The organism is Peribacillus sp. RS7, assembly GCF_041956845.1.
Classification (GTDB): Bacteria; Bacillota; Bacilli; order Bacillales; family DSM-1321; genus Peribacillus.
Genome location: NZ_CP168135.1, coordinates 4,863,822 through 4,890,354, shown reverse-complemented (window position 1 = coordinate 4,890,354; position 26,533 = coordinate 4,863,822). Strand labels below are relative to the sequence as shown.

Annotated in this window: 24 protein-coding genes, 1 other RNA gene and 2 pseudogenes; 21 read left to right on the top strand and 6 right to left on the bottom strand. The window is 38.3% G+C overall.

Going from position 1 to position 26,533, the window contains the following annotated elements; translation table 11 throughout:
- Positions 1-74 precede the first annotated feature (74 nt).
- Entirely contained in the window at positions 75-554 is a 480-nt protein-coding gene (locus ACDZ29_RS24325; protein ID WP_375088950.1) for a DinB family protein, read from the top strand.
- Between the two features lie 206 nt (positions 555-760).
- Here the strand turns inward: ACDZ29_RS24325 and ACDZ29_RS24320 are convergent, their stop codons facing one another.
- Complete coding sequence (locus tag ACDZ29_RS24320; RefSeq protein ID WP_375088949.1) at positions 761-1,156, bottom strand: GyrI-like domain-containing protein; 396 nt, start codon at positions 1,154-1,156, stop codon at positions 761-763.
- 323 nt (positions 1,157-1,479) lie between these two features.
- On the opposite strand from ACDZ29_RS24320, the gene ACDZ29_RS24315 reads away from it, so the two are divergent.
- The 6 genes and pseudogenes from ACDZ29_RS24315 to ACDZ29_RS24290 all read left to right on the top strand — a co-directional run bounded on the left by ACDZ29_RS24315 (position 1,480) and on the right by ACDZ29_RS24290 (position 6,834).
- Positions 1,480-2,154: a GntR family transcriptional regulator gene (locus ACDZ29_RS24315; RefSeq protein ID WP_370015130.1), complete on the top strand. Its 675-nt coding sequence runs from the start codon at positions 1,480-1,482 to the stop codon at positions 2,152-2,154.
- Positions 2,155-2,168: 14 nt separating this feature from the next.
- Positions 2,169-3,386 carry an L-2-hydroxyglutarate oxidase gene (gene lhgO / locus ACDZ29_RS24310; protein WP_289325159.1) on the top strand — a complete coding sequence of 406 codons (1,218 nt, stop codon included), beginning with the start codon at positions 2,169-2,171 and terminating at the stop codon, positions 3,384-3,386.
- Positions 3,387-3,407: 21 nt separating this feature from the next.
- On the top strand, positions 3,408-3,749 hold the full coding sequence (locus ACDZ29_RS24305; protein ID WP_289325158.1) for a DUF3870 domain-containing protein: 342 nt from the start codon (positions 3,408-3,410) through the stop codon (positions 3,747-3,749).
- Between the two features lie 328 nt (positions 3,750-4,077).
- Positions 4,078-5,016 (top strand): glutarate dioxygenase GlaH, encoded by a 939-nt coding sequence (gene glaH, locus ACDZ29_RS24300; RefSeq protein WP_375088948.1) that lies wholly within the window; start codon positions 4,078-4,080, stop codon positions 5,014-5,016.
- A gap of 186 nt (positions 5,017-5,202) precedes the next feature.
- Positions 5,203-6,189: pseudogene (locus ACDZ29_RS24295) on the top strand (IS1595 family transposase).
- A 150-nt stretch (positions 6,190-6,339) separates the two neighbouring features.
- Positions 6,340-6,834 (top strand): DinB family protein, encoded by a 495-nt coding sequence (locus ACDZ29_RS24290; protein ID WP_375088947.1) that lies wholly within the window; start codon positions 6,340-6,342, stop codon positions 6,832-6,834.
- Positions 6,835-7,044: 210 nt separating this feature from the next.
- On the opposite strand, the gene ACDZ29_RS24285 is transcribed toward ACDZ29_RS24290, so the two are convergent.
- Positions 7,045-8,163, bottom strand: coding sequence for an NAD(P)/FAD-dependent oxidoreductase (locus ACDZ29_RS24285; RefSeq protein ID WP_375091213.1), 1,119 nt, complete (start codon positions 8,161-8,163; stop codon positions 7,045-7,047).
- 174 nt (positions 8,164-8,337) lie between these two features.
- On the opposite strand from ACDZ29_RS24285, the gene ACDZ29_RS24280 reads away from it, so the two are divergent.
- Both ACDZ29_RS24280 and ACDZ29_RS24275 read left to right on the top strand, forming a co-directional pair.
- Complete coding sequence (locus ACDZ29_RS24280) at positions 8,338-8,931, top strand: branched-chain amino acid aminotransferase (RefSeq protein ID WP_375088946.1); 594 nt, start codon at positions 8,338-8,340, stop codon at positions 8,929-8,931.
- 234 nt (positions 8,932-9,165) lie between these two features.
- Positions 9,166-10,104 carry an MBL fold metallo-hydrolase gene (locus ACDZ29_RS24275; protein ID WP_289325153.1) on the top strand — a complete coding sequence of 313 codons (939 nt, stop codon included), beginning with the start codon at positions 9,166-9,168 and terminating at the stop codon, positions 10,102-10,104.
- A 196-nt stretch (positions 10,105-10,300) separates the two neighbouring features.
- Here the strand turns inward: ACDZ29_RS24275 and ACDZ29_RS24270 are convergent, their stop codons facing one another.
- Complete coding sequence (locus ACDZ29_RS24270) at positions 10,301-11,908, bottom strand: FMN-binding glutamate synthase family protein (protein ID WP_375088945.1); 1,608 nt, start codon at positions 11,906-11,908, stop codon at positions 10,301-10,303.
- Between the two features lie 126 nt (positions 11,909-12,034).
- On the bottom strand, positions 12,035-12,157 hold the full coding sequence (locus ACDZ29_RS24265; RefSeq protein ID WP_375088944.1) for a helix-turn-helix domain-containing protein: 123 nt from the start codon (positions 12,155-12,157) through the stop codon (positions 12,035-12,037).
- Positions 12,158-12,388: 231 nt separating this feature from the next.
- On the opposite strand from ACDZ29_RS24265, the pseudogene ACDZ29_RS24260 reads away from it, so the two are divergent.
- The 5 genes and pseudogenes from ACDZ29_RS24260 (at position 12,389) to ACDZ29_RS24240 (ending at position 15,131) form a co-directional block, all read left to right on the top strand.
- Positions 12,389-12,970: pseudogene (locus ACDZ29_RS24260) on the top strand (glycerate kinase).
- Positions 12,963-13,475: a glycerate kinase gene (locus ACDZ29_RS24255; RefSeq protein WP_375088943.1), complete on the top strand. Its 513-nt coding sequence runs from the start codon at positions 12,963-12,965 to the stop codon at positions 13,473-13,475. The pseudogene ACDZ29_RS24260 and the gene ACDZ29_RS24255 overlap by 8 nt, the downstream one beginning before the upstream one ends.
- 40 nt (positions 13,476-13,515) lie before the next feature.
- Entirely contained in the window at positions 13,516-13,635 is a 120-nt protein-coding gene (locus ACDZ29_RS24250) for a hypothetical protein (protein WP_375088942.1), read from the top strand.
- A gap of 157 nt (positions 13,636-13,792) precedes the next feature.
- On the top strand, positions 13,793-14,140 hold the full coding sequence (locus ACDZ29_RS24245; protein WP_375088941.1) for a PadR family transcriptional regulator: 348 nt from the start codon (positions 13,793-13,795) through the stop codon (positions 14,138-14,140).
- A complete protein-coding gene (locus tag ACDZ29_RS24240; RefSeq protein WP_375088940.1) occupies positions 14,127-15,131 on the top strand; it encodes a hypothetical protein in 1,005 nt (334 codons plus the stop codon). The genes ACDZ29_RS24245 and ACDZ29_RS24240 overlap by 14 nt, the downstream gene beginning before the upstream one ends.
- Before the next feature lie 203 nt (positions 15,132-15,334).
- Here the strand turns inward: ACDZ29_RS24240 and ACDZ29_RS24235 are convergent, their stop codons facing one another.
- The gene (locus ACDZ29_RS24235) at positions 15,335-15,868 is read right to left on the bottom strand and encodes an IseA DL-endopeptidase inhibitor family protein (protein WP_375088939.1); all 534 of its coding nucleotides are present in this window, start codon (positions 15,866-15,868) and stop codon (positions 15,335-15,337) included.
- A 679-nt stretch (positions 15,869-16,547) separates the two neighbouring features.
- On the opposite strand from ACDZ29_RS24235, the gene ACDZ29_RS24230 reads away from it, so the two are divergent.
- From ACDZ29_RS24230 to ssrS, 5 genes are all read left to right on the top strand, one after another.
- A complete protein-coding gene (locus ACDZ29_RS24230; protein WP_289335245.1) occupies positions 16,548-16,940 on the top strand; it encodes a sporulation protein in 393 nt (130 codons plus the stop codon).
- Positions 16,941-16,960: 20 nt separating this feature from the next.
- On the top strand, positions 16,961-17,842 hold the full coding sequence (locus tag ACDZ29_RS24225; RefSeq protein WP_375088938.1) for a mechanosensitive ion channel family protein: 882 nt from the start codon (positions 16,961-16,963) through the stop codon (positions 17,840-17,842).
- Between the two features lie 447 nt (positions 17,843-18,289).
- Positions 18,290-19,540: an MFS transporter gene (locus ACDZ29_RS24220; protein ID WP_375088937.1), complete on the top strand. Its 1,251-nt coding sequence runs from the start codon at positions 18,290-18,292 to the stop codon at positions 19,538-19,540.
- Between the two features lie 342 nt (positions 19,541-19,882).
- The gene (locus ACDZ29_RS24215) at positions 19,883-21,364 is read left to right on the top strand and encodes a UDP-N-acetylmuramoyl-L-alanyl-D-glutamate--2,6-diaminopimelate ligase (protein WP_375088936.1); all 1,482 of its coding nucleotides are present in this window, start codon (positions 19,883-19,885) and stop codon (positions 21,362-21,364) included.
- 114 nt (positions 21,365-21,478) lie between these two features.
- A non-coding RNA gene (ssrS, locus tag ACDZ29_RS24210) (6S RNA) lies at positions 21,479-21,665 on the top strand.
- Positions 21,666-21,827: 162 nt separating this feature from the next.
- Here the strand turns inward: ssrS and ACDZ29_RS24205 are convergent.
- Positions 21,828-22,370, bottom strand: coding sequence for a ribonuclease H-like YkuK family protein (locus tag ACDZ29_RS24205; protein WP_289325142.1), 543 nt, complete (start codon positions 22,368-22,370; stop codon positions 21,828-21,830).
- Between the two features lie 578 nt (positions 22,371-22,948).
- On the opposite strand from ACDZ29_RS24205, the gene ACDZ29_RS24200 reads away from it, so the two are divergent.
- Both ACDZ29_RS24200 and nirB read left to right on the top strand, forming a co-directional pair.
- Entirely contained in the window at positions 22,949-24,154 is a 1,206-nt protein-coding gene (locus ACDZ29_RS24200; RefSeq protein WP_375088935.1) for a nitrate/nitrite transporter, read from the top strand.
- 57 nt (positions 24,155-24,211) lie between these two features.
- Positions 24,212-26,533 (top strand): nitrite reductase large subunit NirB, encoded by a 2,322-nt coding sequence (gene nirB / locus ACDZ29_RS24195; RefSeq protein ID WP_375088934.1) that lies wholly within the window; start codon positions 24,212-24,214, stop codon positions 26,531-26,533.

The window sequence follows — 26,533 nt, the reverse complement described above, 5'->3', positions numbered from 1 at the left end:
ACGAGTTACAGCTCTCATGTATTACTTAGTATTTTTTTAATGATCACCATAGTCCTACAATGGGGGGGATTCCAGTGCAAACATTATTTCGATATAACTGGATGGTTAGAGAAGACTGGTATCGTTGGTGTGGTGAGGTGAACGAAGAAGAATTTCTTCGTTCCAGAACTGGCGGAGTGGGGAGCATTTTGCAAACACTCTTCCATATAGTTGATGTAGAGTGGAGTTGGATACGCCTTTTACAAGGTAAAAAAGACTTCACTGAGAGTTTTGAAAAATATAAGAGTTTGGATCAGGTCATGAAATTGGATGCTGTTTTTCGGACGGAAGTGAATGACTTTGTATACAATTGGAATGTGGTTATGGAAAATAAATTATTTCATGATACTATGCCAGATGGAAAAATCGTAACAGATACTTGGGGTGAGATAATGCGGCATGTCATTGCTCACGAAATTCACCATGTAGGACAAATATCAGTTTGGGCAAGAGAAGCAGGGAAAAAGCCTGTTTCTGCAAACCTTATTGGACGGGGACTTATCTCATCCGAATGACTTCCTCAAAAAAAGACTATTGTATAGTCTTTTTTTTGTTGAGAAAAATAGACTCATTTTCTAGAGGGATAATTATCAACACATTATATTAGAAGCATTTGTGATGTAACAGCTCTTAGTTACCATAATATTATTATGGTAACTAGGGTGTCATCAACTGTAAACATAAAAGAACCCTATCGTTAAGATAGGGTTCTTTTTATAGCTTATTTAATCGCAATATGTATTTCCACTTTTCCATCAGGATAATATTTTTCGAAATCCAGACTATAATCCCTGTTCAATTTTTTTCCATCTTCCAACCGCCATATCTTTTTCCACGTTTCACCTATGGAATGTTCATCTTGTAGACATTCAAACACTTCGTATTCATGATCTGGAATGATCAATTTTTCATTCGATACAGGGGTTTCGGTAGCTATAGATAAAGTATAATCTCCTCGATAGTTGCTTACGTACTGATGATAAATCCCATATTTCATATCATTATCAATTGGATAATCATTTGTTTTGCCCCACAACGATCTAATTTTCTCGAAAAGATCCTTATCCGAGAAATTATTAGTCCGTATTTCGCCAATCAGATAGACTTCATTACTCATAAACTAGCAACCCCTCATTTGTATAAATTTGGTTATTGCATCAATGATATCATAATCACAAAAGATGACCAATTAAAAACTTGTGAATTTTAATGGTCTTTAAAAAAATGCAAAGTTATTTATATAGTTGATTCTGATTTCACAGTATCAAATTATTTCGAGGAATGGAAAATGAGATTTATGTTCATATGTGAAGTTTACCTAATGTATTGTATCCAGTAGTTTTGTAATTGGATACAATATATTTAATTTTCAGTATTGTAATCGCTTTATTTAGTTGATATAGTTAAAATTGTATCCAATATTGAAAGGTGGACGCTGAATTGGATAAAGCTAATTCGAATAAAGATAAATCAACAATTGTTAAAAATGTGACAAAAAGCCTCAGGAAAGCGATTTTGAATGGGACGTTGAAAAAGGGGGAGCGACTCATCCAAGAGGAATGGGCTGATCGCCTGGAAGTAAGCAGAATGCCCATTCGCGAAGCCCTTACACAGCTTCAAATGGAAGGGTTGGTGGAAATGGTTCCTCATAAAGGAGCAATTGTAACACCGATTACCCGGGATGATATTGAAGAAATTTATCATACAAGGTCTCTACTTGAAGGCCTTGCCGTGGAAAAATCGCTTCCTTATTTAACAAAGGAGGATAAAGAAAAATTAAAGGGAATTTTGATTGAAATGGAAGGAATTCAGTTATCTGATGAAACCAATGAGCATTATATCATTTTGAATGCGGCTTTTCATGAAACCCTCCGAAAAGGTTGCCCATGGCCAAGGGTTCAAAAAATGGTAGAAACACTAGGGATCTCACCCATTGCGCCGAATTTGCTGATTGACCATTACCCAGAAACGCAACGGGAACACCGGATGATATATGAAGCGGCACTAAGAGGGGATCCTGCAGAACTAAGGGCAGCAGTAGAATTTCACATCTTACGGACTAAGAACAATTTAATTTCGTATATGGAGTTGCTGAATACTAAAAATCATCAATAAAAGGAGTGTTAATTGTGTATGATTTCGCAATTGTTGGTGGGGGAATTGTAGGATTATCGACGGGAATGGCACTTTATCAGCGTTTTCCTAATGCTAAAGTGGTAGTCATTGAAAAAGAGGCTGTTGTTGCAGATCATCAAACGGGGCATAACAGCGGCGTCATCCATTCAGGAATTTATTATAAACCAGGCAGTTTCAAGGCACGGTTTGCCCGTCAAGGAAGCAAATCAATGACGGAATTCTGCCGGATGCATGGAATTGAACATGATATTTGCGGGAAAGTCATTGTTGCAACAAAGCCAGAAGAGATGCCCCTACTGGATGATTTATATTCACGCGGTTTGCAAAATGAACTAGCTATACAAAAAATCGGTGTGGGTGAGTTAAAGGAAATCGAACCGCATGTTAATGGACTAGGTGCAATTCGCGTCCCGCAAGCCGGCATCGTCAATTATCGTCAGGTAAGTGAAAAGATGGCGGATATCATCCGAGGCAACGGCGGTGAAATTAAGCTGAATACAAAGGTGGAGAAGATTGACGAGGATTTTGATGATGTCATCATCGACACAAACAACGGTACCATAAAGGCAAGGATGGTCATTAATTGCGCAGGGTTGCATAGTGATCGAATCGCAGCAGCTGCAGGGTATAAAACTGATATGAAAATTGTCCCGTTTCGCGGTGAGTATTTTAAATTGAAGCCTGATAAACGCTTCCTTGTCAATCATTTAATATATCCGGTACCTAACCCGAAATTCCCATTTCTGGGGGTTCATTTTACGCGGATGATTAGCGGAGAAGTAGATGCTGGTCCCAATGCAGTACTAAGTTTCAAACGGGAAGGATATAAAAAGACCGACTTCAATGCGAAAGATTTGACTGAAGTTTTAAGCTATAAAGGTTTTTGGAAGCTGGCCAGTAAATTCATGAAGGAAGGGATGGATGAATATGTCCGTTCATTTAGTAAAAAGCAATTCACGAAAAGCCTGCAGGAATTAATTCCGGAAATTCAAGCGGATGATTTAATCCCTGCACCTGCTGGAGTCCGGGCCCAGGCGTTACAAGATGATGGTAATATGGTGGATGATTTTCATATTATCATGGGAAAACGGACCATTCATGTATGTAATGCACCATCACCTGCTGCAACAGCTTCGATTGAAATTGGAAAAGAGGTTGTAAACCGCATTCCGGAACAATCACACTTATTGGAAGCCATATTAACAAAATAAAATTCGAGAGGAAGAAGCCTCATGTTTAATGGTAAAACAATTTTTATTGCTGGTCATGCCCGTTTACCTCAGGGGATGGCAGCGAAAAGTGTATTTGAAACATTGACCATTACTGCAGAAGTAGATGCTAAATATGGGGTTGTCCTGGAAGCTTCTTGCACACTGGCAACAGAACATGGCCGGGAATTTATTGGGCGTTTGTTAAAAGGGGCCAGTTTAAATGATGGTGTTGATGACTTGCTAGAAATGATTCAATCTTATTATCGTGGGAAAGCAGCTAATGCATTGATTGCGGCCTTGAAGGACCTTGATCTCCATTTTCAGCAAATTAAAGCTGGAGAAAAAACGAAACTACCAAGTTAGCAATTTTATTTATCAGAATAATATGAAAAAAGTGTTGACAATTTTGCGAAAAAACGTTTTAATGGAATTAAGCCAATATTATGACATTAACACCTTTTGGAAAACTCCATTTCAGAATCGTGTAAAGATCTTAATAATTGGAAACAGGAAAAATAAATCATACATAAACTGCATATTCGCTGTGACTCTATTTACATAGAGCAGTGAAGTGAATATAAGCCAGTTGTACAGTTGGATTCCTATTTTATTTGGGGACCATGTGCGACTGGCTTTTTATATTTCCCGTTAACTTTGTCACCTATATTACAAATAACAGGAGGAATTATTCATGAGCATTGCAGAAAAAAAGAGAGCGAAGTTTGAAAGGAAAACAGAAAAATACGAGGTGAAAGTTCACCCTCAAACCAGCCGATTATATCATATTGAAATTTCAAAAGAGGCAATTGCCGCTTTTTTAGAAACCGTATCGAAGGATAATCAGTCTGTTCAACATCTGGAATATACACCATATGCACGACTCATCGTTGCATCATATCTATTGGATCAAGTGGGGGAAGACTTTGGTGAAGTGCTTCGGAACATCGTTCATGACCGGGAATCTGGCGGCTTCACCCTCGGCTTGGAGGGTGTCACGGAAAATACAGAAGAATATGTCATTTTTGCGACGGTCATTTCATACTTGCTGGGGACTCCAAACCATGATGCCATGTCAGGAAAATATTATGCCCGCTTTAGTGTTCAAGATACGGATAGCAGTGATTCATATTTGCGTCAGGCCTATCGTTTATTTACACTTCATACGGACGGAACATTTGTAGATGAACCAACTGACTGGTTACTAATGATGAAGATGATCGAACAAAATGCCCGCGGTGGCGAATCACGTTTATTGCACCTAGACGATTGGAAAGAGCTTGATACGTATGTTAATCATCCATTATCTAGCCAAAAATTCACGTATAAGTCTCCAAAAAGCAAGAACATTGATCAGGAAATTGAAAGATTGACTTTCTTCAATCATAATAACAAACCTGGTGTATGTTTTATCGATCAATTTGTTTATCCTGAATCAATCGAACAAGCCAAATACTTACGCGATTTATCCAATTCATTAGAAAACGATGAAAGTGTACTTGAACTGGAACTGCCTGTTGGAGATTTAGTTGTCGTCAACAATATATTTTGGCTTCACGGCCGCGCTGCATTTGAAAAAGATCCAAACCTGAACCGTGAATTACTTCGCCAGCGCGGAAGATTCAATCAATAGTTTCATTTTGTAAACCAAAATGTTTTTTCATCCCCAAATAACATTTTTAAGATAAATTCCTTTCAACCCTTTGGTTGGAAAGGAATTTATCTTTTTTTTGCTTTGTTAAAGAATAATGTTGTTATTTGATTTGCTCGAACGTTCGTTCTACAATGAAATAAAATTACTGAGAGCGAGTGAGTTTTAATGGCGTTAGCGGACATAATTAACCAAATCAGAAATCTTAGCCAAAGAGACCAGCAGCGATTGAAGGAGTTCTTCACAAACTCATTAGGGAGTGCGGGATAAACAGAGTCTGTATTCACTGATGTATCAGAACAGAAACACAAAGACGGCTACACCTGCACCCATTTTCCATCCACTAATGTCATTCGCTTCGGTAAATATCAGGTAAAAACTACAATCAATACCATTGAACATCAATGATACCGCTGCAAAGAGTGCGGTAAAACATTCACAGATATGACGAACACTCCTCTTCACAGAACTCATATGCCTAGTAAATGGCTTCAGTTCATCGAATGTATGATTGAAAGGTATTCCCTTCGGAAATCAGCTTAACTCAATGGTGCTCATTATGTGACGCTTTTTCTTTTCGAAGGCATAGTAGAAATGGATGAAACCTATTTCCTCTATTCCGAGAAAGAAAAACGGTATATCCAAGGTCGAAAACCAAGGTTACGCGGTGGTAGTTCGGAGTTTAGAGGAATAAGTAAGGACCAAGTATGCGTTCTTGTAGCCAGAGACCGCCAAAAGAGAACGTTTTCCAAAACAATAGGAAAAGGGCGTATTATAAAAAAGAGTTTGGACGAAGCGTTAGGTTCCAAGCTATCAATACAAAATGTTCTATGTACGGATGCTTGGCGGGCGTTTATGACTTATGCCAAAGAAAAAGGAATTGAGCGTCATCGCTTTAAAGTAAATGGTAGGGAGCGAGTTAAAGGGATTTTTCACATCCAGAATAGTTATCACAGCCGTTTAAAGAGCTGGATGGAGCGTTTTAATGGTGTAGCGACTAAATATCTAGACCATTATTTGAGCTGGTTCCCATTCTTAGACACCATCAAACATATAAAAGATAACTTTACGATAACCAAAATGGTTTTAGACAGTTGTTCTTTCTCAGTTAACACAACTTATGATAAACTAAGGTTATCAGAATTTTCCAAATAACGGAACGTTCATTGTTCCGTTAAAGGGCCAGTTTAATTGAACAAGGAAATGGCATGACACCTTAATTAGTGAGCTATCTACAACACGCCGCAAATGAATTTTGACCAAAGGGATTATCTATTAAAGGGATTAAATTGGAGGGAATAGAAAATGGATGTAAAGACACTTTTGTTACAACAATGGGCAAGCTGCTTAGATGAAGAAGACTGGTTTCCACCACTTGAAAAAGTACTACAGGATATCACTTTTGAACAGGCACTTTGGAAACCTGCTGATGGGGCAATGAATTCCATTTGGGAATTAGTTTGTCATTTACTTTTCTATGAAAAGAGATTTCTGATGCGATTTCTTGGTGAAACAGCGAATGAACCACAGGCAGAAAATAATGAATCTACATTTCGATTACCAACTGAGACGTTAGAAAATTGGAAGGAAACAAAACAAGAATACTTTTATGTTCATCGTGAACTTGGAAAAATACTAGCAAAATCAGAACATGAAGATTTGTATAGACAGATCCCTGGAGAAGATAATTCATTAGTGCTTGAACTGAAGAGTTTAGCAATGCACGACGCATATCATATTGGGCAAATTGTATTCCTTAGTAAAATGCAAGGAGCTTGGGTAGGGAAACGCAGCTTTTAAAAAAGCTTCATTAGCTTTACAGTTATTCCATTATAGGGGGCTTTAATGGAATAAGAACGGGAACGTCCAAAACGGACGTTCCCATATTTTATACCTAAAAAACAACAATACTACTTAACAAAGCCTTTTTTTAAAAAAAACTGACCTAGGAAAGTTCCAGGGTCAGTTGATTTAATACGTTCATTAGCCAGATAGGTAATGTTTTGGCAGTTATGTTAAAAGCGCACCTCTTACATCATACTTTTCTAAATCGATATCGATTTTTCTATCAAGTGCGAGGTTTGCCAATTGGGAGCCTATATAGGGGCCCATAGTTAAACCGGAAGCTCCAAGACCATTGGCTATGATAATTCCTTCCCAATTAGGTAAAGGACCAATAACCGGAAGGAATCCAGGCGTGAATGGACGAAATCCGACCCGCGCTTCAACAAACGTACTATCCGACAAGCCTGGAGCGGTATGCAGGGCCTTATTGAAAACTTCCTGCAGCCCTCCTGCAGTCATTCGGTTATCGAAGACGTCCGTGTTTTCATGAGTCGCCCCAGCAACGATCTTATTATTATCGAAAGCCAAAAGATATTGATCACTGGGAGGTATGACCACAGGCCAGTTATTCGTATTTGTATTTGGTGCTTCCAGATGAATGATTTGAGCCTTTTGGAAGCTGACTTGAAAATTCAGGCCCAGTGGTTTCAGTAATTCCGGTGCCCAAGCTCCAGCACAAACAATCACTTTATCAGCAGGTATGATTTCATCTTCAAGTGTTACACCTGTAACATGTGCACCATTATATGAAAGTATAGCCTCACCATACATAAGTTTCGCACCGTTTTTTTGTGATGCCCTCAATAAGGAATCACGTAGCGCTCGTCCATCGACCCGAGCGGCCCCACTCACGTGAACTGCTGCATATTCACTGGAAAGAGGCGGGAATAAGGCATTTGTTTTCTCTGCAGAAAGTAATGTGATCGTCCCGATCTCCGGTGCATCTTCTTTCCGCTTTTCCGCTCGGTTCTTCATGGCAATCAGTTTTTCTTCATCTGTATGTAAACTTATGGCCCCGACTTGGGCATAACCAGTCTCCGTTTCCCCATCCTGTTCAAGTTCTTCAATTAAACCCGGATAGAAAGCAGCTCCATTTTTAGCAAGGAGATACCAAGCTTGATTGCGCCTTTGCGAAATCCATGGGCACACGATTCCTGCAGCTGCAGAAGTTGCCTGTCCATCATCTTGGCGGTCTATTATGATAACCTCAGCTCCACTTTTTGCCAGCTGATAGGCAGTAGAAGCTCCCAGAATCCCTGCACCAACTACAATGATTTTTTGCATATTTAACATCTCATTTCTCTCTTATATATATAAACGCTTACCATTACTATATCGAAGACACGAAACGATTGCCACAGCCGATATTGTAATTTCTTTCACAAAGTTATTTTATCTGTATTGAATATGCTATGATTGAAATTGCGAAAGCTTGAAAAGATATTAGGAGGACATAACATGCTAAAAAAACAAATGGAATCATACATATCGAAATCCGTAATCGAAAACAAGGTTGAGTTGTTCAAAGAAGAAAGGGATTATGCAGAAAAGCATAAATTAATCGCAGATGATATCATAATAGTGGAAAAAGAAAATGCATTCCGTTTTACTGATGCTTATATCGAGCGTAGTAATAAAGAGAGCGAAGAATTGATTTCTGAAGAGAACTCTGCATTTTTATCACAACCGATCGGGTATTTGAAAAATAATAAAGAAGAATTCCTTTACTTTGAATCCAAATGGTTTGAATTAATCGGTGTTGAGGCACTTTCGTTGGAAGTGGATGATGTTTTCGGTACTTATAACGCGATGTTCGGATTGAAATTCCAGAAAAAAATGGGAGAGGTTTTAAAAACCTATTTAACAAAGGAACTTCAAGAAGGCATTGGATCATTCAGTTTAATGTTTAACCAGGGTGACGGGCTATGGGATGTGAATTTTGCCTTGGATAACGTAAAAGGTTTTCGTGAGGACATGTCACTGGAACAAGCTTTCAATTTAATTTATCATTTTCTATTTATCCTTGTTCAAACAATCGAGGAAGATATGTAAAACGAGGAACCGCCATCAATTGATGGCGGTTTTTTTATTTCTTTAGCTTTATACATGCCCTTAGCCACTGGTTAATCTTCTTAGATTTATCCAATTGGCCATAAATGTAGATGATGATTAGAGGAACTGCAAATAATTCGTCGAATTGATTAATAATATACCTTTATTTAACAAACCTATCTGTTCATTTCGAATTTATGAAAATGATAGTTACATCGGAAGGAGAAGTTATACTTGCTGAATGAATTGAAAGTTACTCAAGTTACCATTCCAATGCCTTTTAGGCTGGACCATGTCCATTGTTTCCTGGCAGAAGGTGAAAAAGGGTGGACAATCATTGATACGGGATTAAATAATAACACTACAAGGGATATATGGAACCCCATTATTGAAAAACATGATATTACCGATATTATCATCACCCACTATCACCCAGACCATTTCGGGTATGCAGGAGCTTTACAACAATTAACCAGTGCAGATGTTTGGATGACAAAAGTGGATGAACATGCGGGAACTACGTATTGGGAAGCGGATTCTCTGAATAAGCTTAAAGAAAATTATGAGGCATGCGGGATGAAAGACGAAATAGCTGTCGCCTTATCCAGTGACGAAAGCAGCTTTATGCCACAAGTAAAACCCTATCCTACTGTTAATCATCATCTTGACGAAGGATTGAAGCTACGTTTTGGCAAATATGAGTATGAAGTGATCTTCACGCCGGGGCATTCAGATGGCCTGATTTCCTTATACAATAAGGAAAATAGTGTTCTTTTCTCAACAGATCATATATTGCCCAGGGTATCTCCTAATATTTCTTATTGGTTTAAGGGTTTAAGCAACCCATTGGAAGAGTTTTTTACTTCTTTAAAAAAAATTCAAAAGTTGGACGTAGAATATGTCATCCCTTCACATGGGAAACCATTTCAAAATGCCAATAAAAGAATTGTTGAATTATTGGATCACCATCAGGACCGGTTGCATGTAATTCATGAAAACATGAAAGAGCCGATTACTGTTAAAAGTGCATGCAATATCTTATTTGGAAATCTACCCATTCACGAAACTAGGTTTGCTGTTGGTGAAACATTGGCTCACCTTGAATACCTTCTTTTGAATGACCAATGCAGAAAGTTTAAACGTGATGGCAAATGGTATTATCAATCCATTTGATATATTGAACATTGAATCTAGCTCATATCATATGAGCTTTTTTTGATTTAACAACGAATGTCAAACTGTCCCATATTCTAATTGATTTATTATAGTAAGAGGTCTGGTTTACATCATATTGTAAATTATACAGCTACATGCGCTACCTTAATTGATAAAGAAAAAACCGCCCATCACAATTTGGGCGGCGGTTTTTTCATTGTCTAGCTCCTATTAGTCCCTTAACTTCTTTCATGATATCTTCAAGGGATGTGACTATTCCTTTATCGTCCTTATAGCTAATGTGCTTCGGTTGAAAATGAATGGGCGAATCCAAACCAGCAGCGGCTGAGATTCGATATAATCCTTTTCTAAGGGTAACAAGAAAGTTGACCACGCGGTATTTCTTTTCATCGATGACAAGTGCCTTTTGCAATTCTGGATCGGTGGTTGCTACCCCGACAGGGCAAGCATTGGATTGACATTTCATCGTCTGTATACATCCAATGGCAATCATGAAACCTCGAGCTATGTTAACAAGGTCGGCCCCCATGGCAAGAGCTATCGCTATTCTATCAGGCGTGAACAATTTACCGGAGGCGATGATTTTTACCCGATTGCGGACACCGTACTTTTCCAGGGTCGATACTAAAATCGGCAAAGCGGATTTTATCGGTAATCCTACGCTATCGATCAATTCCTGATAAGATGCACCCGTGCCGCCTTCACCGCCATCCAATGAAATGAAATCCGGACCTTTCCCGGTTTCTTTCATATAGCTAGCTAGCTCTTCAACACTTTCATTGCCACCGATGACCATTTTGATACCGACCGGGATGCCTGTATGGTCCCTGATTTTTTCGATAAAATCGCACATGGATTCTACGTCATTGAATTGATGAAACCGATTCGGACTATCGATAGCTTTGTACGGTACGACCTTACGGATTTCAGCGATTTCGGGATTAACTTTTTCAGCATCAATATGTCCTCCACGAGTTTTGGCACCTTGAGCCAATTTGATTTCAAATGCTTTGATTTCTGGTATTTCACTTTTTCTTTTTAACTCATCCCAATCCATTTCGCCGATACTATCACGAACCCCAAACATGGCTGGACCGATTTGCATGATAATATCGACGCCCCCAATTAAATGATAAGGAGAAAGTCCACCTTCCCCTGTATTCATCCATGTGCCTTTTGCGGCGGCCAATCCCTCAGACAGGGCAGTGATTGCATTTTTCCCCAAAGAGCCATAACTCATGGCGGACATGCCGATAAGACCTTTTAATCGAAAGGGATTCTTAGTGTTTGGGCCGATGATCACGGCATCTTCATCATCCAATAAGAATGCAGAGGATTCTTCATCTCCCCATTGTTCTTCTCGCTGTGAGAAAAGCGGGTCTTTCAAAAGAATGTATCTTTTAGTCGTTACTTTTGTTTCTCTATCGTATTTTTCTTCTTCGGCCAATTTTGGGAACATGCTATTATTAACAAAAAAACCTTCTTCATCAAAGTCCCGTTTTGAACCAAAACCAATGACATCTCGTAAATATTTTGAACTTTTCACCATATGTTCATAGTCATCCCGGGAAAAGGGTTTTCCTTCATTATCACTGTTAAACCAATATTGCCGCATTTCAGGGCCGATTTTTTCCAGAAAGTAACGTATCCTCCCAAGCACTGGGTAATTCCTTAAAATTGCATGATGCTTCTGCATGCGGTCAAAGAAAATCATATAAAGTAATAGGAAAAACAAGACAATGATGATGATGAAGATAATGGAAAATCCAAGGATTATTAAAATATTTGCGATACCACTCATCCAATCCCTCCTGATATGGAAAAAAATCATGTAATGTTAATCTACTCGGTACCTCGATCAATTATACAGAATTCCAATGTAAGGTCTTAATAGGGATAGAAACGAAAAAAATTTAAATGAGCAGTCTTATTTCACAATTTCCTTCAACGATTTTTTTAATCGGTATATAAAGGAATTACGATTTATATGCATTCTTTTTGCACATTCCCCGATATTTAAGTTACTTAGGAAAATGGTGCAGAGTTTCAAACCATGGAGGGTGAGGGACCATTATTTTATTATAGCTAAAAAATTAAATACATTATGTCATACTAATTTTCATTTAGTTTGGGCGATGATTAACATATTCCCTAAGATTATAATTAAATAAATATTAAAATAAATTCAAAGGGGGCCTGAGAATGAAAATTGTCATTGCACCAGATTCTTATAAGGGAAGTTTGTCAGCATTAGAGGCTTTCGAAAGCAAGCGAGCGAGGGGTGAGGAAGGCTCTGCCGGATGCCAAGACAGAATTGGTTCCTGTAGCGGATGGTGGTGAAGGTACGATGGATAGCCTTGTGACAGTTACAAACGGGCGAAAAGTTGAAGTGACCGTTAAAGGACCTTTATTTGAAGACATACCGGCAGCATATGGAATCTTGGGGGATCAAGAAATATGTGTGATTGAAATGGCTAGTGCATCCGGTTTATGCCTAGTCAATCCAGAAGAGTTGAACCCATTGATCACTACTACATACGGTACAGGAGACTCATTCAAAAAGCATTGGATGATGGCTGTCGAAAGTTCATTTTAGCAATTGGGGGGTAGCGCTACCAACGACGCCGGCGTTGGAATGCTCCAGGCTTTGGGAATGAGGGCATTTGATGCAGTTGGTAATCCGCTGGGATTCGGTGGAGCCGAATTGTCGCGCATATCAGAAATAAATACGGAGGATTTTGATCCAAGAATAGCAGATTCCGAGTTTTTGATTGCCTCGGATGTTCAAAATCCGTTAGTCGGGCCGGAAGGGGCATCAAGTGTATTCGGATCCCCAAAAAGGGGCGACTCCTGCCATGGTTGAGATGCTAGATAAGGCTTTAACATCATGGGCTGATTTAGTGGAAGTCAAGACAGGCATTCACTTGCATGATAAAGCTGGTGCTGCATGTGGAATCGGTAGTGCCTTTCAAGCTTTTTTCAATGCGGAAACAAAAAGGGGCGTAGATATTGTTATGGAATATACGAAACTGGGTGAAAAACTATACGATGCTGATTGTGTCTTTACCGGTGAGGACCTAATCGATTACCTAACAGCTTCAGAAAAAACACCGATGGGAGTTGCACAAGAAGCGAAAAAGCATGGTATTCCCGTATTCGTTTTGGCTGGATCAATCGGAACTGGTATTGAAGCTTTATATGATCATGGAATAACAAGTGTTCATAGTCTGGTGAAAGCTCCAATACCTTTAAAGGAAGCTATGGAAAGAGGAGCTGAATTTTTGGAATTTTCAGCTGAACAAGTAATGCGGACCTTTTTGGCAGCGAATAGTTTTGGTTATTGCGTGTTCGGGCGACAACAAATGTAAGCTTCATCCGTTCTTATCGTTACTTCTAGGCACTTTATTTGTGAGTTTTGCCTCTGGAATGCCTCTAAATCAGATTGTGGAGAAAATTAACGGCGGTTTTGGCAGACTGATGACAAGCATTGGACTTGTAATCGTTTTCGGTACAATAATCGGAACATAGTAATAATGGACAAACGGAGAGGCGTAAAACGCTTCTCTTTTTTATGCTTTCAATAAATTATATTTTCATTTTTATGTTGGTGTAAGAACTAAAATAGTGTATGATGCATAGTATAAGGTATGGTGTACGTCACATAGTATAGAGAAGAGGTGATTGGATGAGCAATTTACTGAATTCATTAACAACTGAGCTGCGCAGAGGCACTTTAACGCTAGCTGTTCTAAGTCAGCTCAAAACCCCTCAGTATGGGTACTCGCTTGTCCAGCGTTTAGAGAAGTCGGGAATTACCATTGATCAAAGTACTTTATATCCTTTGCTTCGCCGCCTGGAAAAACAAGAATTGGTGACCAGCAGCTGGGATACTTCTGAAAGTAGACCGCGCAAGTATTATTCTTTAAGTGATTATGGGGGAGAAATTTTCATTCAGTTAAAGCACGAATGGGAAAAAACGTCACAAGAACTTTATATATTATTAAAAGGAGAGGAAGAAGATGGAGCTGATTGAACTTTATATTCAGGAAGTGACTCGCAGGCTGCCAGAAAAAAGTCGGGAGGATATTGCGCTTGAGCTTCAGTCAACAATCGAAGATATGCTTCCGGAGAATCATACGGAGCAAGATGTAAAAGCGGTTCTATTAAAATTAGGAGATCCTGTTACACTGGCTAGTGGTTATCGCGATCGTCCGATGCATCTGATTGGACCACGTTATTATGATGTATATATCAGTCTGTTGAAAATGATTTTGCCTATCGCTGCAGTTATATCACTAATCGGGTTAGTAGGGGATAATCCGTTTCGGGATATGGGGGATAATACGGTTATGGACGCGGTTCTCACCATAATCGGGAAAGCGATAGCAGGTATCATCAGTACAGGTATCCAAGTGTTTTTCTGGCTAACGCTTTCATTTGCCATTTTAGAACGCATGGATACTTCAAAAGACCAGTCTCCTTTAACGAAAGATTTGAAACCATGGACACCGGAAAACCTAAAAGATATTCCGAACATTTCAAAGAAAAAGGCCATTCATATGATCGAGGTCTTTGCAAGTTTGTTAGGTCTTTCTGTATTTGCGGCCCTTTATTTCAATGCAGCAAACCTCCTTGGCGTCTATGAAAAAAGAAATGGCAGTCTCATTTTTGTGACACCTTCTTTCAATCAAGAGATATTGAATTCCTATTGGCTGCAGGTTTCTTGCGTCGTAATCTTTGGAGTGATCTTGGCCATATACAAATTATTCTTGAGACAGTGGACTCTGAAACTTGCTTTTTTCCATGCCATTTACCAGCTGCTATCCACTCTGACTTTCATCATCATCATCAGTAATCCGAATTTATTGAATCCGGAATTCATTGCATACGAAATGACACTGTTTTCAATTGATGATTCAATTGATGAATGGAAAAACTCGATTTACTGGGGGCTTATATTCATCACAATCTTTTTTGCCGCCTACGATTCCTATCAAGGCTTTCGAAAAGCAAAAATCCGTTAAGGCACAGCATCCTTGCTGTGTTTTTTTGTATGAGGGTTTAATTGGTAAGTGGGGAAGGGAGGGAGATAATTCAAGGCTGTGAGCTGATACGAAGGCACTACTGGGTATTTCTCAAGTACTAGCGGGAAACAAAAAAACCTCATATGTTATATAGTTTATAGCTAACTATACGGCATATGAGGTGTGGCATTTAACCCATTTTTTTATTGAACTGCATCGAACTGATTAACTTTCCACTTAGATCCGGACTTATAAAATGTTACAGTTCTTTTTACTGATTCACCGTCGACTGTAGGTACAGTTAAATTGTAGGATCTTACGTTTAATTTTTGATAGACTAATTTAATTTTTGCTTTTTTCCACTCCAACATGCTGTCGCCGTCTCCGATAGGACGGGCTAATTTCCCTTTATGGGTAATGTAGTTATATTTATTCAGGCCTTTTTCAACTGCATTATTGGTAAATGTCTCTGCTAAGTAGTTAGTCAATTTAGCTTTTGTATTGAATTCTTGGCAAAGGTATGAATACTCTGTCCCTTTATAATTGAATGTTTTTTGTGAACATGAACGATTAGTGTACCCATGTAATGCATTCCAAAAATGTTTGCTGGCATTATCGGCTATCTTTAATGCATTTACGTTTGATAAATTCTGTGATGTGGTTTGTGCGGTAACTTGAGCACTCAATGTGAAAAATAGAATGATAATGGATAATAGTATACCTGAAAATTTTTTCATACTTAATCTCCCCAATCCCTAATAGGATACTTATGTAACGAAAGTTTAATTAATATTACAATTGTTACATTTATATTACAACATGATTAGCATAAGTAAAAGAGAAATATTGTTAATTTTTAAATTTAATTTTAGTTTTCATTAAATATACATAAATTGTTCACTTTATTCTTTTTGAAAGGAGCGTTCATCCAGTTGTAAAATGAAATGGTGATATGGAAGGACAACGGCTGTTACATACTTCATATTCCACTAACTGGCCTATTTAAAACCCAGTAGTTAATTCTTTTGCAATATCTGGACAAGTTAATTCAATATATTTTCATTTATATCAATATATGTGCAAAGAACTGAAATTTCCTGGTTAGAACCCTAAAATAAAAAAATAAAGGTTTGACAACCTTTCTAATCTTACCGTATGATAAACAATATAATTGAATACATTCTCCTAAGGGGAGTAGCTTTTACAACAATGTCGTCATTACGGAGTTCATAGCTCTCGGTGTTGTTGGCAGCATATTGTTGTTAGCCAGACCTTACCTATGGGTAAAGGTCTATTTTATGTTAGTAAACCTTTACCAAAATGGGTAAAGGTTTTTTTGTAGTGATGCATACTTAGGAAATGTATGAACTTTTGGGTTGATAATAGAAACAAATAAATATAAATGGAGTGTGTTCTTTGATACTTAGAAAATCTTTGTTACTTTTAGGGATAGGTTCGGCACAAATTGATTTAATCCTTCCGAAAAATACGTATAAATCTGGTGAATGTATAAATGGGTATTTCTTGATTAAAGGTGGTACACAAGAGCAAAGAATAAGGAGAATTGAATGTGATTTAATAATGGATACTCATTCGACAGGGATGGAAAATACCCTTAAGACGAGCACCATTTTATCTTCAAGTGTGATTAAGTCTGGGGAAAGTAATGAAATTCCTTTTAACTTTTGTCTGCCTACGTTGGAGGAGCCTTATAAGCGAGGGGTTTCCTATCGCCTTAAAACGAGACTCATACTTGATAAAGGGATAATAGGCAAAGATGACGACTGGCTTTTAATCGATTCTGAATAAAGTGGAAATGTAGGTGGAACATGGACTTCTTGAATATAACTGAGCGTGCTTTGGATTTCCTGGAAGAATTCTTATTAATGAGGCTTTTTATATTGGCATTACTGTTAATGGCGGTTTATTATATTTTGAATAAAATGGTCGAATGGTTCTTTAAGAGGTCCGCCTTTTTTGATGAAGAAGTGGAAAAAACGATACAGGGGGTTACTCGTTCTACACTTAGGTATGGCATTGCTGCGATTTTCCTCATTTATCTTATTGGACAGTTCATAGACCTAAAAGGAATTTTAGCTGGAGCTGGGATTGTAGGGGTCGTTATCGGATTTGCGGCGCAACAAATGCTTAAAGATATCTTATTGGGATTTGTAAGGCTGTCAGATAATGAATTCCGAGTAGGGAATTTTGTGACTTTCAATGGGACAAGTTCCGGAACCGTAGAGGAAATCGGTATCCGGTTCATGCAGATCAGGGAATGGTCAGGAAAATTACTGACAATCCCACACAGTGAAATCAGGACGATTCAAAATTTTAATAAAGGGAGAATGCGAATCATTGAGCGCATTACAGTAAGTTACCAAGAAAATCCTGAAAAGGTAAAACGGCTGTTGGAAGATATATGTATTATCTGCAATGAGAAGTATGGTGAAACCCTGCTAAGGCTAGAGGATGGTACACCTGAAGAGGATTTTAGATACATTGGCATTACGGATTTAAATCCGAATCTCAAATATGTTGGATATGAACTATGCTTAGTCGGACTTGTTAAACCTGAACATTACTTTGAAACAGCAAGAAGTGTGAGGTTTGAAATGATGACTGCTTTACATGAGCATCAAATTCTAATGCCATCATCCCATTTGCTTGTACAGGCAAATCAGAATCATGAACGTATGATGGGGAACTGAAAAGAAGAATCACACTTGCTTGAGGTCATGAAGATAATGAGCATGAAGTGTAACAAACGGCACTAACATTACTCAGCTACATTTCCTTAAAACTTAAGGATATAAAAGGGCTTTCTTTTAAAGGAAGTCCGTTTTTTTGTACAAAAAATTGAACACGCCTCGCCAATAAAAGTATTATTTTTATGGATTTTACCTTGATTTATCAGATTAAATCGATTATTATGAAATTAACATAAAATGGAAGGGTGACCTTGAAACGATGATCATTTAATCCTATTCTTTAAGAAAAAAATGCGTGATAAATACGATCTTTTTTTCTGGATAGGATTAGTCTGTACATTAAAATACAAACAAAGATCATTGTGTTCCTTCTATTAGGAATATTTTGCCTTTTTAAATTTGTATTGTACTGCCTCCTGTCCAGAAATTTCTCAGGAGGTTTTTATATTGGAAAAAAACACATCTTTACCATTAAGTAATAAGGAACAGAACATATTTAAAAATCGTGTTTTTCAGGCCATTATCTTTTCAGGCTTGTTTTTACAAATAGGAATCTGGGTACGAAATTTTGCCGTTTTGTTATTCGTCATGGAAAAGACAAACGGTGATGCCTTTGCGATTTCAATGATTTCAGTAGCGGAATTCGCACCAATTTTCATTTTTTCATTTATTGGTGGAACTTTTGCTGACCGCTGGAGTCCGAAAAAAACGATGGTTTGGTGTGATATTTTAAGTGCAATATCCGTTTTTGCTGTGCTTATCGCACTTATTTTCGGTAGTTGGAAAATGGTGTTTTTTGCAACGTTGATTTCGGCGATACTTTCTCAATTTTCTCAGCCATCAGGCATGAAGCTATTTAAGATGCACTTACCAGAAAGTCAAATTCAGACAGGGATGTCAGTTTATCAGACCGTCTTCGCAGTATTTATGGTTCTAGGTCCGATTCTCGGTACATTTGCCTACCAATCATTCGGAATCAATATCTCGATTGGAATCACCGGCCTGGCGTTTTTACTTTCAGCTGGAGCACTCGCTTTCCTTCCAAAAGATCGCGAACTGGATGTAGAAACCGCAAAAACAACATTATGGCAAGAAATGAAAAGCGGAGTGAGCTACGTGTTGCGAAAAAAAGAACTAAGTCTGCTTGGTTTATGTTTTTTAGCCGCCGGGCTCGGACTGGGTTTCATTCAACCGCTTTCGATATTCCTTGTTACCGAACAACTCCACCTGCCTAAGGAAAACCTACAATGGTTATTTATGGTGAATGGGTTCGGTATGATTTTAGGCGGAGCTGGTGTGATGATTTTTGCTAAAAAGGTGGCACCTCAGAGATTATTAGCTTTAGGAATGCTTGTGAATGCCATTGGATTGGCTGTAATGGGGCTGTCAACAAATCTTTGGATAACACTTACTGCCGAGTTCTTTAATGGGTTGATGCTGCCTTGTATTCAAATAGGGATCAATACATTGATATTGCAGAGGACAGAAGGCGAGTTCATTGGAAGGGTCAATGGAATCTTAAGCCCATTATTCACTGGTTCGATGGTTTTGACTATGAGTGCGGCAGGCGTGTTGAAGGAGCAATTTTCACTCGTCGCCATTTTTGAAACCGCGGCATTCTTTTTTATTCTAGGTATGGTTTGCATTTTGCCATTGTACAATCAAAAGGCGGAAACACAAACCCTGGAAACTCACTAATAGGCATGGAAAAAGTGTTGTAACCTAGTGAATTACTGGGGAATAAAAGAAAAAAATTCTCGATTCAACTTAAAAGGGTGTAACTTAGCTATATCCATATAGGACCAAAAAAAAGCAGCCAATTCCGGCTGCTTTTCTATTTTTCTTTCTGTGACAAGGTTAAAATCTATCCCGGTAGACTCAACGGAGCGATACTTTTACCAACAACAAATTCTGGATAAACAATTATTTTTAGACTACTGGTAAATACTAATAATGGCTTGTTGTTACTTATGCATTTTTGAAGGTCATATTTATAACAACAGATAGGTGAATAGCTTAAATGATAAAGGAGAAAAGTTAATGATCCTTAAAGACATAATGAAAGAAGAAATAAACTGGGATTTGCCGAAGGATATTGAAGATATATCTATCACAGGGGTAACCGATAATTCTAAAGAAATAAAAAATGGATACCTTTTTGTTGCCGTAAACGGATATAAGGCCGATGGTCATAATTACATTAAAGATGCAATTCGTCTAGGGGCATCGGTTGTAATAGGCGAACGCGATATTAAGGGATTGGATGTTCCTTACCTACGTGTGGGAAACAGTCGAAAAGCATTAGGAACAATCGCGAAAAGGTTTTACGGGGATCCCAGCAATCAAAAAATAATGATAGGAATTACGGGTACAAACGGAAAAACCACAACAAGCTATATGCTTCAACAAATATTAGAAGAGAATGGGGTAACCTGTTCCGTCATTGGTACGATACAGCATATTATCAATGGAAACAAAGTCGATTCCCATAATACGACTCCAGGTACCATGGAATTGAATTCCTTGCTGGCTGTCAGTAAGGACATGGTTGTCATTATGGAAGTGTCTTCGCATGGTTTAGCTCAATATCGTTTAGAAGGAATTGAATTTGATTTCTGTGTCTTCACGAATTTATATCATGACCATCTCGACTTCCACGGTACGATGGAGGATTATTTCCTGGCTAAATTACTGCTTTTTGAAAAATTGAAACCCAATGGTCTTGCGATTATTAATGGAGATGATTTCTGGGGAGAAAAACTACAAGAATACTTACGGGAGAAAAATGTCAGTACCTATGTATTTGGAAAATCCAATCGCTTCGATTTAACGATCACCAATTATAATACCGCAACGCCCCCCTTTATTTTATTGAATGAGCATCATGACTTTGTGAAAATTGAATTACCATTACCTGGACTTCATAATTTATATAACGCAACCGCAGCGTATTCCATAGCGAAGATGTTTCCGATCAAAAAAGAGGAAATTCTCATGTCACTAAAACAATTTTCTGGTGTGCCAGGAAGATTTGAAATGTATAAGAAAGAAGATGGACCGACAATAGTCATCGATTATGCTCATACTGCTGATGCCATTCATCACATGCTTCAAACTGCCAAAGAATGCGGGGCGGAAAAGATTTTTCATATCTTTGGTTTCCGGGGTGGTCGAGATACAACCAAAAGGGCAGAAATGGTTAAAGTATCATCGGAACATAGTGATGTATCGATTTTGACGATGGATGATTTGAATTCGGAGGGAATTGATGTGATGGAAACGTCACTCAATAAACTGCAAAGCGATTACTCTTCTGGTAATGGGAAGGTTATTCCAGATAGGACTTTTGCCATCCAGGAGGCGATACACGCAGGTAAGGAAGGGGATTGGATTATCATTACAGGAAAAGGTATAGAAAGGTATGAACAAAATTTCGGATTGCCTACTATTTCTGACAAAGAAACGGTATTATATCTACAAAATAAAGACCAAGGAGATTTTATCGGTTATTTTGATCAATAATTTGATACTAACGAATGCTTTCCTTTCCCATTCGAAAGCCATTTTATATTTGAATGGCCAGTTAATGGTGATAATTAACATTGTATGATATGAGGATTTCCGGTAATATAATAATACAAGCTGCACTGTTCGTAATGATAATAAAGTTTTAACCTTTAAGCTGTAATAGGGAGTTTTATATTGAAACAGGAATGTTATGCCTCGTCACTGACTTGGACAACAGGATTGTTTCTGCAAACACCCACTTTGAGGAGTGGTGGTTTAAAACTTTCTTACTGGGTACGGCAATGGCGGCTTACATCTTTAATATTGAAACCGGTCTCGCTTCGAGGCCGGTTTTTTGGTTTTTCCAATAATTAATGCACTAAATGAATTGCATGTACCGCTTTATAGTCTGAAAAACCAAACCGAAAAGTATTTTGAAGAAAATGCCATTGTTCATAGATTTACTTCTTTGGAGACATCACTCTTGTTTTGTATATCGGTTGGCATAACTTGAGGCAACGAAGGCATTGGGCTTAATTTTCGGTTCCACTCCCATGGATTCCATCCTTGCTACCATTTCATTTACAAACTCACTGGTTTTGTTCCGCTTTCCAATCCCTATATCAATATGGCCTTCCATGATGAACGTTGCCCCTTGATATACGGCAGGCAGGACAATATCGATTAACTGATTTTTCCTTTCCTCCGTAAACATGGATACAATCTCCTCAGTTAACGACAATTCTTTGGAAATTCGCTCATGTAAATGCAGCATCCTTCTAGGGATCATCACTTTCCTTATACAACCCCATACACCATTCCCGACCTGCCGTATTACGATGCCTGTAATGAAAACCGTATGTTTTTTATGTACTTGCGAATCTGTACCAACCATTAATCGAAAGTTACCGGATGGATTTAATTTCATGAATTCTACAATATGAACGAATACCTCTTCGAATGACATGTTTTTTTCTTGAAGATTTTGAAATGGAATGTTATGAATTGAATTTTGCTTCATATTATTGCACCCAACCTTTCCTCGGATATAATCTGATTATTAAATATCTACATGCCGCTCATAACACATCATATGAAGGAGGTCCTTGTTTCGTGCCGTGGGAAGAACCCGCCGTTAAATGATGACGGTCATCATTTGAGGGTAATTCAACAATGAGATGTGCTTATGATTGCTAAATCTTGTACATATGTAATGTTTGCGATTTAAGAATGAGGAGTTTGTAACGAAGAGAAGCCTGTGCATTAGGCTTCTCTTTTTTTGTAAGGAGAATATTACGAAAAAACTTATTGGAGTATTCGATTGGTGTATCTCGTCTTTAACTGGAAAATACTTAAAGCTTGTGACTTTATATCACCTTAGAGACCCGAATATCATTCAATTCCTATGGCGGAGTTATGTTTATAGAAGAAAACCTAATAGAAATTATTAAAATTTTAACAAATAACCAATATAAAGTACTCAAATTTTATAACTTTCAAAAAAAGTGTGTAATGTTTTCTCACATAAACAAAGAATTCTCGCTTTTATAAGAGTAAAATAAACGAATATTCAATTAATAAAGTATAGGAGAGATGAAAATGAAAATAACTGAATTGAAAAAAAGCGGTCATGCACCGTCATTATTAGCTTCATTCCTTTATTTTGATATTAGTTTTATGATTTGGGTATTATTAGGTGCGCTCGGTGTCTATATTACAAAGGATTTCGGTCTTTCGCCAGCTGAAAAAGGTTTGATTGTAGCTATTCCGATTTTGGGAGGCTCGTTTTTCCGGCTCGTTCTTGGTTTTTTGACTGATCGCATCGGTCCACGGAAAACCTCGATCGGCGGGATGCTTGTTACGATGATTCCACTTTTTTGGGGATGGTTATTCGGAGAAAGTTTAGCGGAGCTCTATTTAATTGGGATTTTGCTAGGAGTGGCTGGTGCAAGTTTTGCTGCAGCACTTCCAATGGCTAGTCGCTGGTATCCCCCTCATTTGCAGGGTCTTGCGATGGGCATTGCGGGAGCCGGTAACAGCGGAACTCTGTTTGCGACCCTGTTTGGACCGCGTATCGCAGAGTCAATTGGCTGGCATAATGTTATGGGGTTAGCTTTGATTCCATTAACCATCGTGTTTGTCATTTATATTTTAATCGCAAAAGACGCACCATCTCAACCGCCTGCAAAACCGCTCAAGGAATATTTCACAGTATTTAAAATAGCAGATACATGGTATTTCTGTATTCTCTACAGTGTGACTTTTGGGGGATTTGTTGGGTTCACTAGCTTTTTAAGCATCTTTTTTGTTGATGAATATGGGTTAACACGAATAAGGGCAGGGGAATTTGTTACATTATGTGTCATCGCCGGAAGTTTCTTTCGTCCCGTCGGAGGCTTTATTGCCGATAAAATAGGTGGAATTAAACTGCTAATGTTTTTATTTATTGGACTAACATTATGTATGTTCGGTATTAGTTTTCTTTATTCTTTTTCTACCGTTACGATTTTACTGTTTATCGGAATGTTATTTCTCGGTATGGGTAACGGGGCTGTCTTTCAGTTAGTTCCACAGCGATTTTCTAAAGAAATTGGTTTCATTACAGGAATTGTAGGAGCTGCCGGAGGCGTTGGCGGATTCTTGGTTCCAAACATACTAGGAACGTTGAAACAGATAACTGGGACATACGCTACAGGATTTTTAGTATTTTCCGTAATTGGAATCGTGGCGTTACTAATCCTGGTTCTAGCTCAGCTTTCATGGAGAAAAACTTGGGTACTCGGAAAGAATTCAGTTAAGATTTAGAACCATGTTTACTACTTTTATTGGCTTATTTCATTACTTGTTTTTTGGGGGGATAAAATGTATAAACAAAAACTGGTCTTAATTGGGAACGGAATGGCGGGATTACGATGCGTTGAGGCGATCATAATGAATGATCCAAATGCTTTCGAGATTACTATTTTCGGAAGTGAACCACACGTTAACTATAATCGAATCTTATTGTCGACTGTGCTTCAAGGAAACACTTCGTTTGAAGATATCGCGATAAATGAACGAAACTGGTATACGAAGCATAATATCCAATTGTTCACGGGTGAAACGGTCGTGAAAATCGATAAAGAGACTCAAAAGATAAAAACAGACAAAAGAAGGGAAGTTTACTACGATAAGCTCATAATTGCTACAGGTTCTGTCCCATTTATTCTTCCTGTTACCGGTGTTGATAAAGAAGGGGTTATTGCATTTCGGACGATTGAAGATTGCCAAAAGATGATTGAAACTTCACGGAAGTATAAAAAGGCAGTCGTCATTGGAGGCGGTTTATTAGGTTTAGAAGCAGCGAGAGGGCTGTTAAACCTTGGCATGGAAGTGAATGTTGTTCATATTGCTGAACACTTAATGGAAAGGCAGCTTGATTCAACGGCATCCATTTTACTGCTAAAAGAGTTGAAAAACCAGGGAATGCACTTTCTTTTACAAAAGGAAACACAGGAGATAATCGGTAACGAGCGTGTAGAACGTGTCCGTTTTAAGGATGGAACGGAGCTGGAAGCCGATTTAGTCGTTATGGCTGCGGGAGTCAGACCGAATATTCAGTTGGCCAAAGAAAGCGGAATTGATATAAATCGTGCCATTATTGTAAACGACTATTTAGAAACAAGCGTCGCTAATATTTATGCGGTTGGTGAATGTGCTGAACATCAAGGCATTGTCTATGGACTGGTGAAACCTCTATATGAACAGGGGGAAGTGCTGGCAAAGCACATTTGTGTGATGAAATGCCAGGGATACCAAGGTTCTGCTCTTTCGACCCAGTTGAAAGTATCAGGTGTTGAGTTATTCTCTGTTGGAGATTTCCTAGGTGATGAAACAACGAAATCAATCACAACCTTTGATGAATTAGATGGTATTTATAAAAAGGTGGTCTTTCAAGGAAGAAAAATCATCGGTGCTGTGCTGTATGGAGATACAAAGGCCAGCACACGATTACTTGATATGATTTTAAAGAGACAAGAAGTATCATCGGAGGAAAAGGGTGCATTGTTCCAAACACCTGGTACGACTGAGGGACTAATCGCTTCAATGGCAAATCATGATATCATTTGCAATTGTAACGCTGTTTCAAAAGGGGCAATTATTGATACCGTTCAAAATAAAGGATTAACAACAGTGGAACAAGTAAAACAATGTACAAAGGCTTCCGGTTCTTGCGGTGGGTGTAAGCCGGCAGTGACCGAGCTTTTGGCATATATTCAAAGTAATCTTTCTGATGAGGCTAATGTACAAAAGGTAATGTGCCCATGTACGACATTAACGGAAGATGAAGTCGTGTATCAAATGCAGCTCCAAGACTTAACATCTGTTCAAGCTGTGATGGATGTTCTGGAATGGGGAAATAACGAAGGTTGTTCAATATGCAGGCCAGCCCTGAGCTATTATTTAGGAATGATTCATCCAGAGTATGAGACCAGACAGCAAACTCTTTTCATAAACGACCAAAAGAATGCAACAGTTCAAAGCGATAACCATTACTCTGTTATCCCACAAATGTACGGCGGTATGACGAATGCGAAAGACTTGCGAAAAATTGCAAATGTTGCTGATAAATATGATATATCGCAGGTGGCAATAACAAGTGAACAAAGGATTCATTTAATGGGTGTAAAAAAAGAAGATCTCCCAGGTGTTTGGGCTGATTTAGACATGCCATTAAGTTCGAAATATGGCAATACCGTTCAAAACGTCAAAACATGTATCGGGGAACATGTTTGCCAATGTGACAAACAGCAATCCCTTTCACTTGCTGTAGACCTGGAAAAAAGATTTGAGCATCTATTAACACCTTACCGCATTAAGATGGGCATATCTGCTTGTATGCACAATGGTGCAGGATCAACAACGAAAGATATAGGTGTTATGGGTGTTGACAGGGGCTGGGAAATCTATGTAGGGGGAAGCAGCGGGCGTAATGTGCGTGCCGGTGAACTGTTATGTGTAGCCGGGACAAATGAAGAAGCAATTGAAATCATCATCGGCTTTATTCAATATTATCGTGAAACGGCTAATTACTTAGAAAGGACTTGGCAATGGATTGAACGAGTGGGTTTAATTCATGTAAGGGAAGTATTGTTTGATAAGGAACTTAGTCAGCAACTTTCTCAACGATTGGAAATGGCGTAG

Coding starts and splice junctions, on each gene's coding strand:
- ACDZ29_RS24255 (WP_375088943.1), top strand. CDS start 12,963: ATGGTTGAGATGCTAGATAAGGCTTTAACATCATGGGCTGATTTAGTG.
- ACDZ29_RS24270 (WP_375088945.1), bottom strand. CDS start 11,908: ATGAGTGGTATCGCAAATATTTTAATAATCCTTGGATTTTCCATTATC.
- ACDZ29_RS24305 (WP_289325158.1), top strand. CDS start 3,408: ATGTTTAATGGTAAAACAATTTTTATTGCTGGTCATGCCCGTTTACCT.
- ACDZ29_RS24245 (WP_375088941.1), top strand. CDS start 13,793: ATGAGCAATTTACTGAATTCATTAACAACTGAGCTGCGCAGAGGCACT.
- ACDZ29_RS24285 (WP_375091213.1), bottom strand. CDS start 8,163: ATGCAAAAAATCATTGTAGTTGGTGCAGGGATTCTGGGAGCTTCTACT.
- ACDZ29_RS24280 (WP_375088946.1), top strand. CDS start 8,338: ATGCTAAAAAAACAAATGGAATCATACATATCGAAATCCGTAATCGAA.
- ACDZ29_RS24225 (WP_375088938.1), top strand. CDS start 16,961: ATGGACTTCTTGAATATAACTGAGCGTGCTTTGGATTTCCTGGAAGAA.
- glaH (WP_375088948.1), top strand. CDS start 4,078: ATGAGCATTGCAGAAAAAAAGAGAGCGAAGTTTGAAAGGAAAACAGAA.
- ACDZ29_RS24205 (WP_289325142.1), bottom strand. CDS start 22,370: ATGAAGCAAAATTCAATTCATAACATTCCATTTCAAAATCTTCAAGAA.
- ACDZ29_RS24240 (WP_375088940.1), top strand. CDS start 14,127: ATGGAGCTGATTGAACTTTATATTCAGGAAGTGACTCGCAGGCTGCCA.
- ACDZ29_RS24290 (WP_375088947.1), top strand. CDS start 6,340: ATGGATGTAAAGACACTTTTGTTACAACAATGGGCAAGCTGCTTAGAT.
- ACDZ29_RS24215 (WP_375088936.1), top strand. CDS start 19,883: ATGATCCTTAAAGACATAATGAAAGAAGAAATAAACTGGGATTTGCCG.
- ACDZ29_RS24235 (WP_375088939.1), bottom strand. CDS start 15,868: ATGAAAAAATTTTCAGGTATACTATTATCCATTATCATTCTATTTTTC.
- ACDZ29_RS24200 (WP_375088935.1), top strand. CDS start 22,949: ATGAAAATAACTGAATTGAAAAAAAGCGGTCATGCACCGTCATTATTA.
- ACDZ29_RS24320 (WP_375088949.1), bottom strand. CDS start 1,156: ATGAGTAATGAAGTCTATCTGATTGGCGAAATACGGACTAATAATTTC.
- nirB (WP_375088934.1), top strand. CDS start 24,212: ATGTATAAACAAAAACTGGTCTTAATTGGGAACGGAATGGCGGGATTA.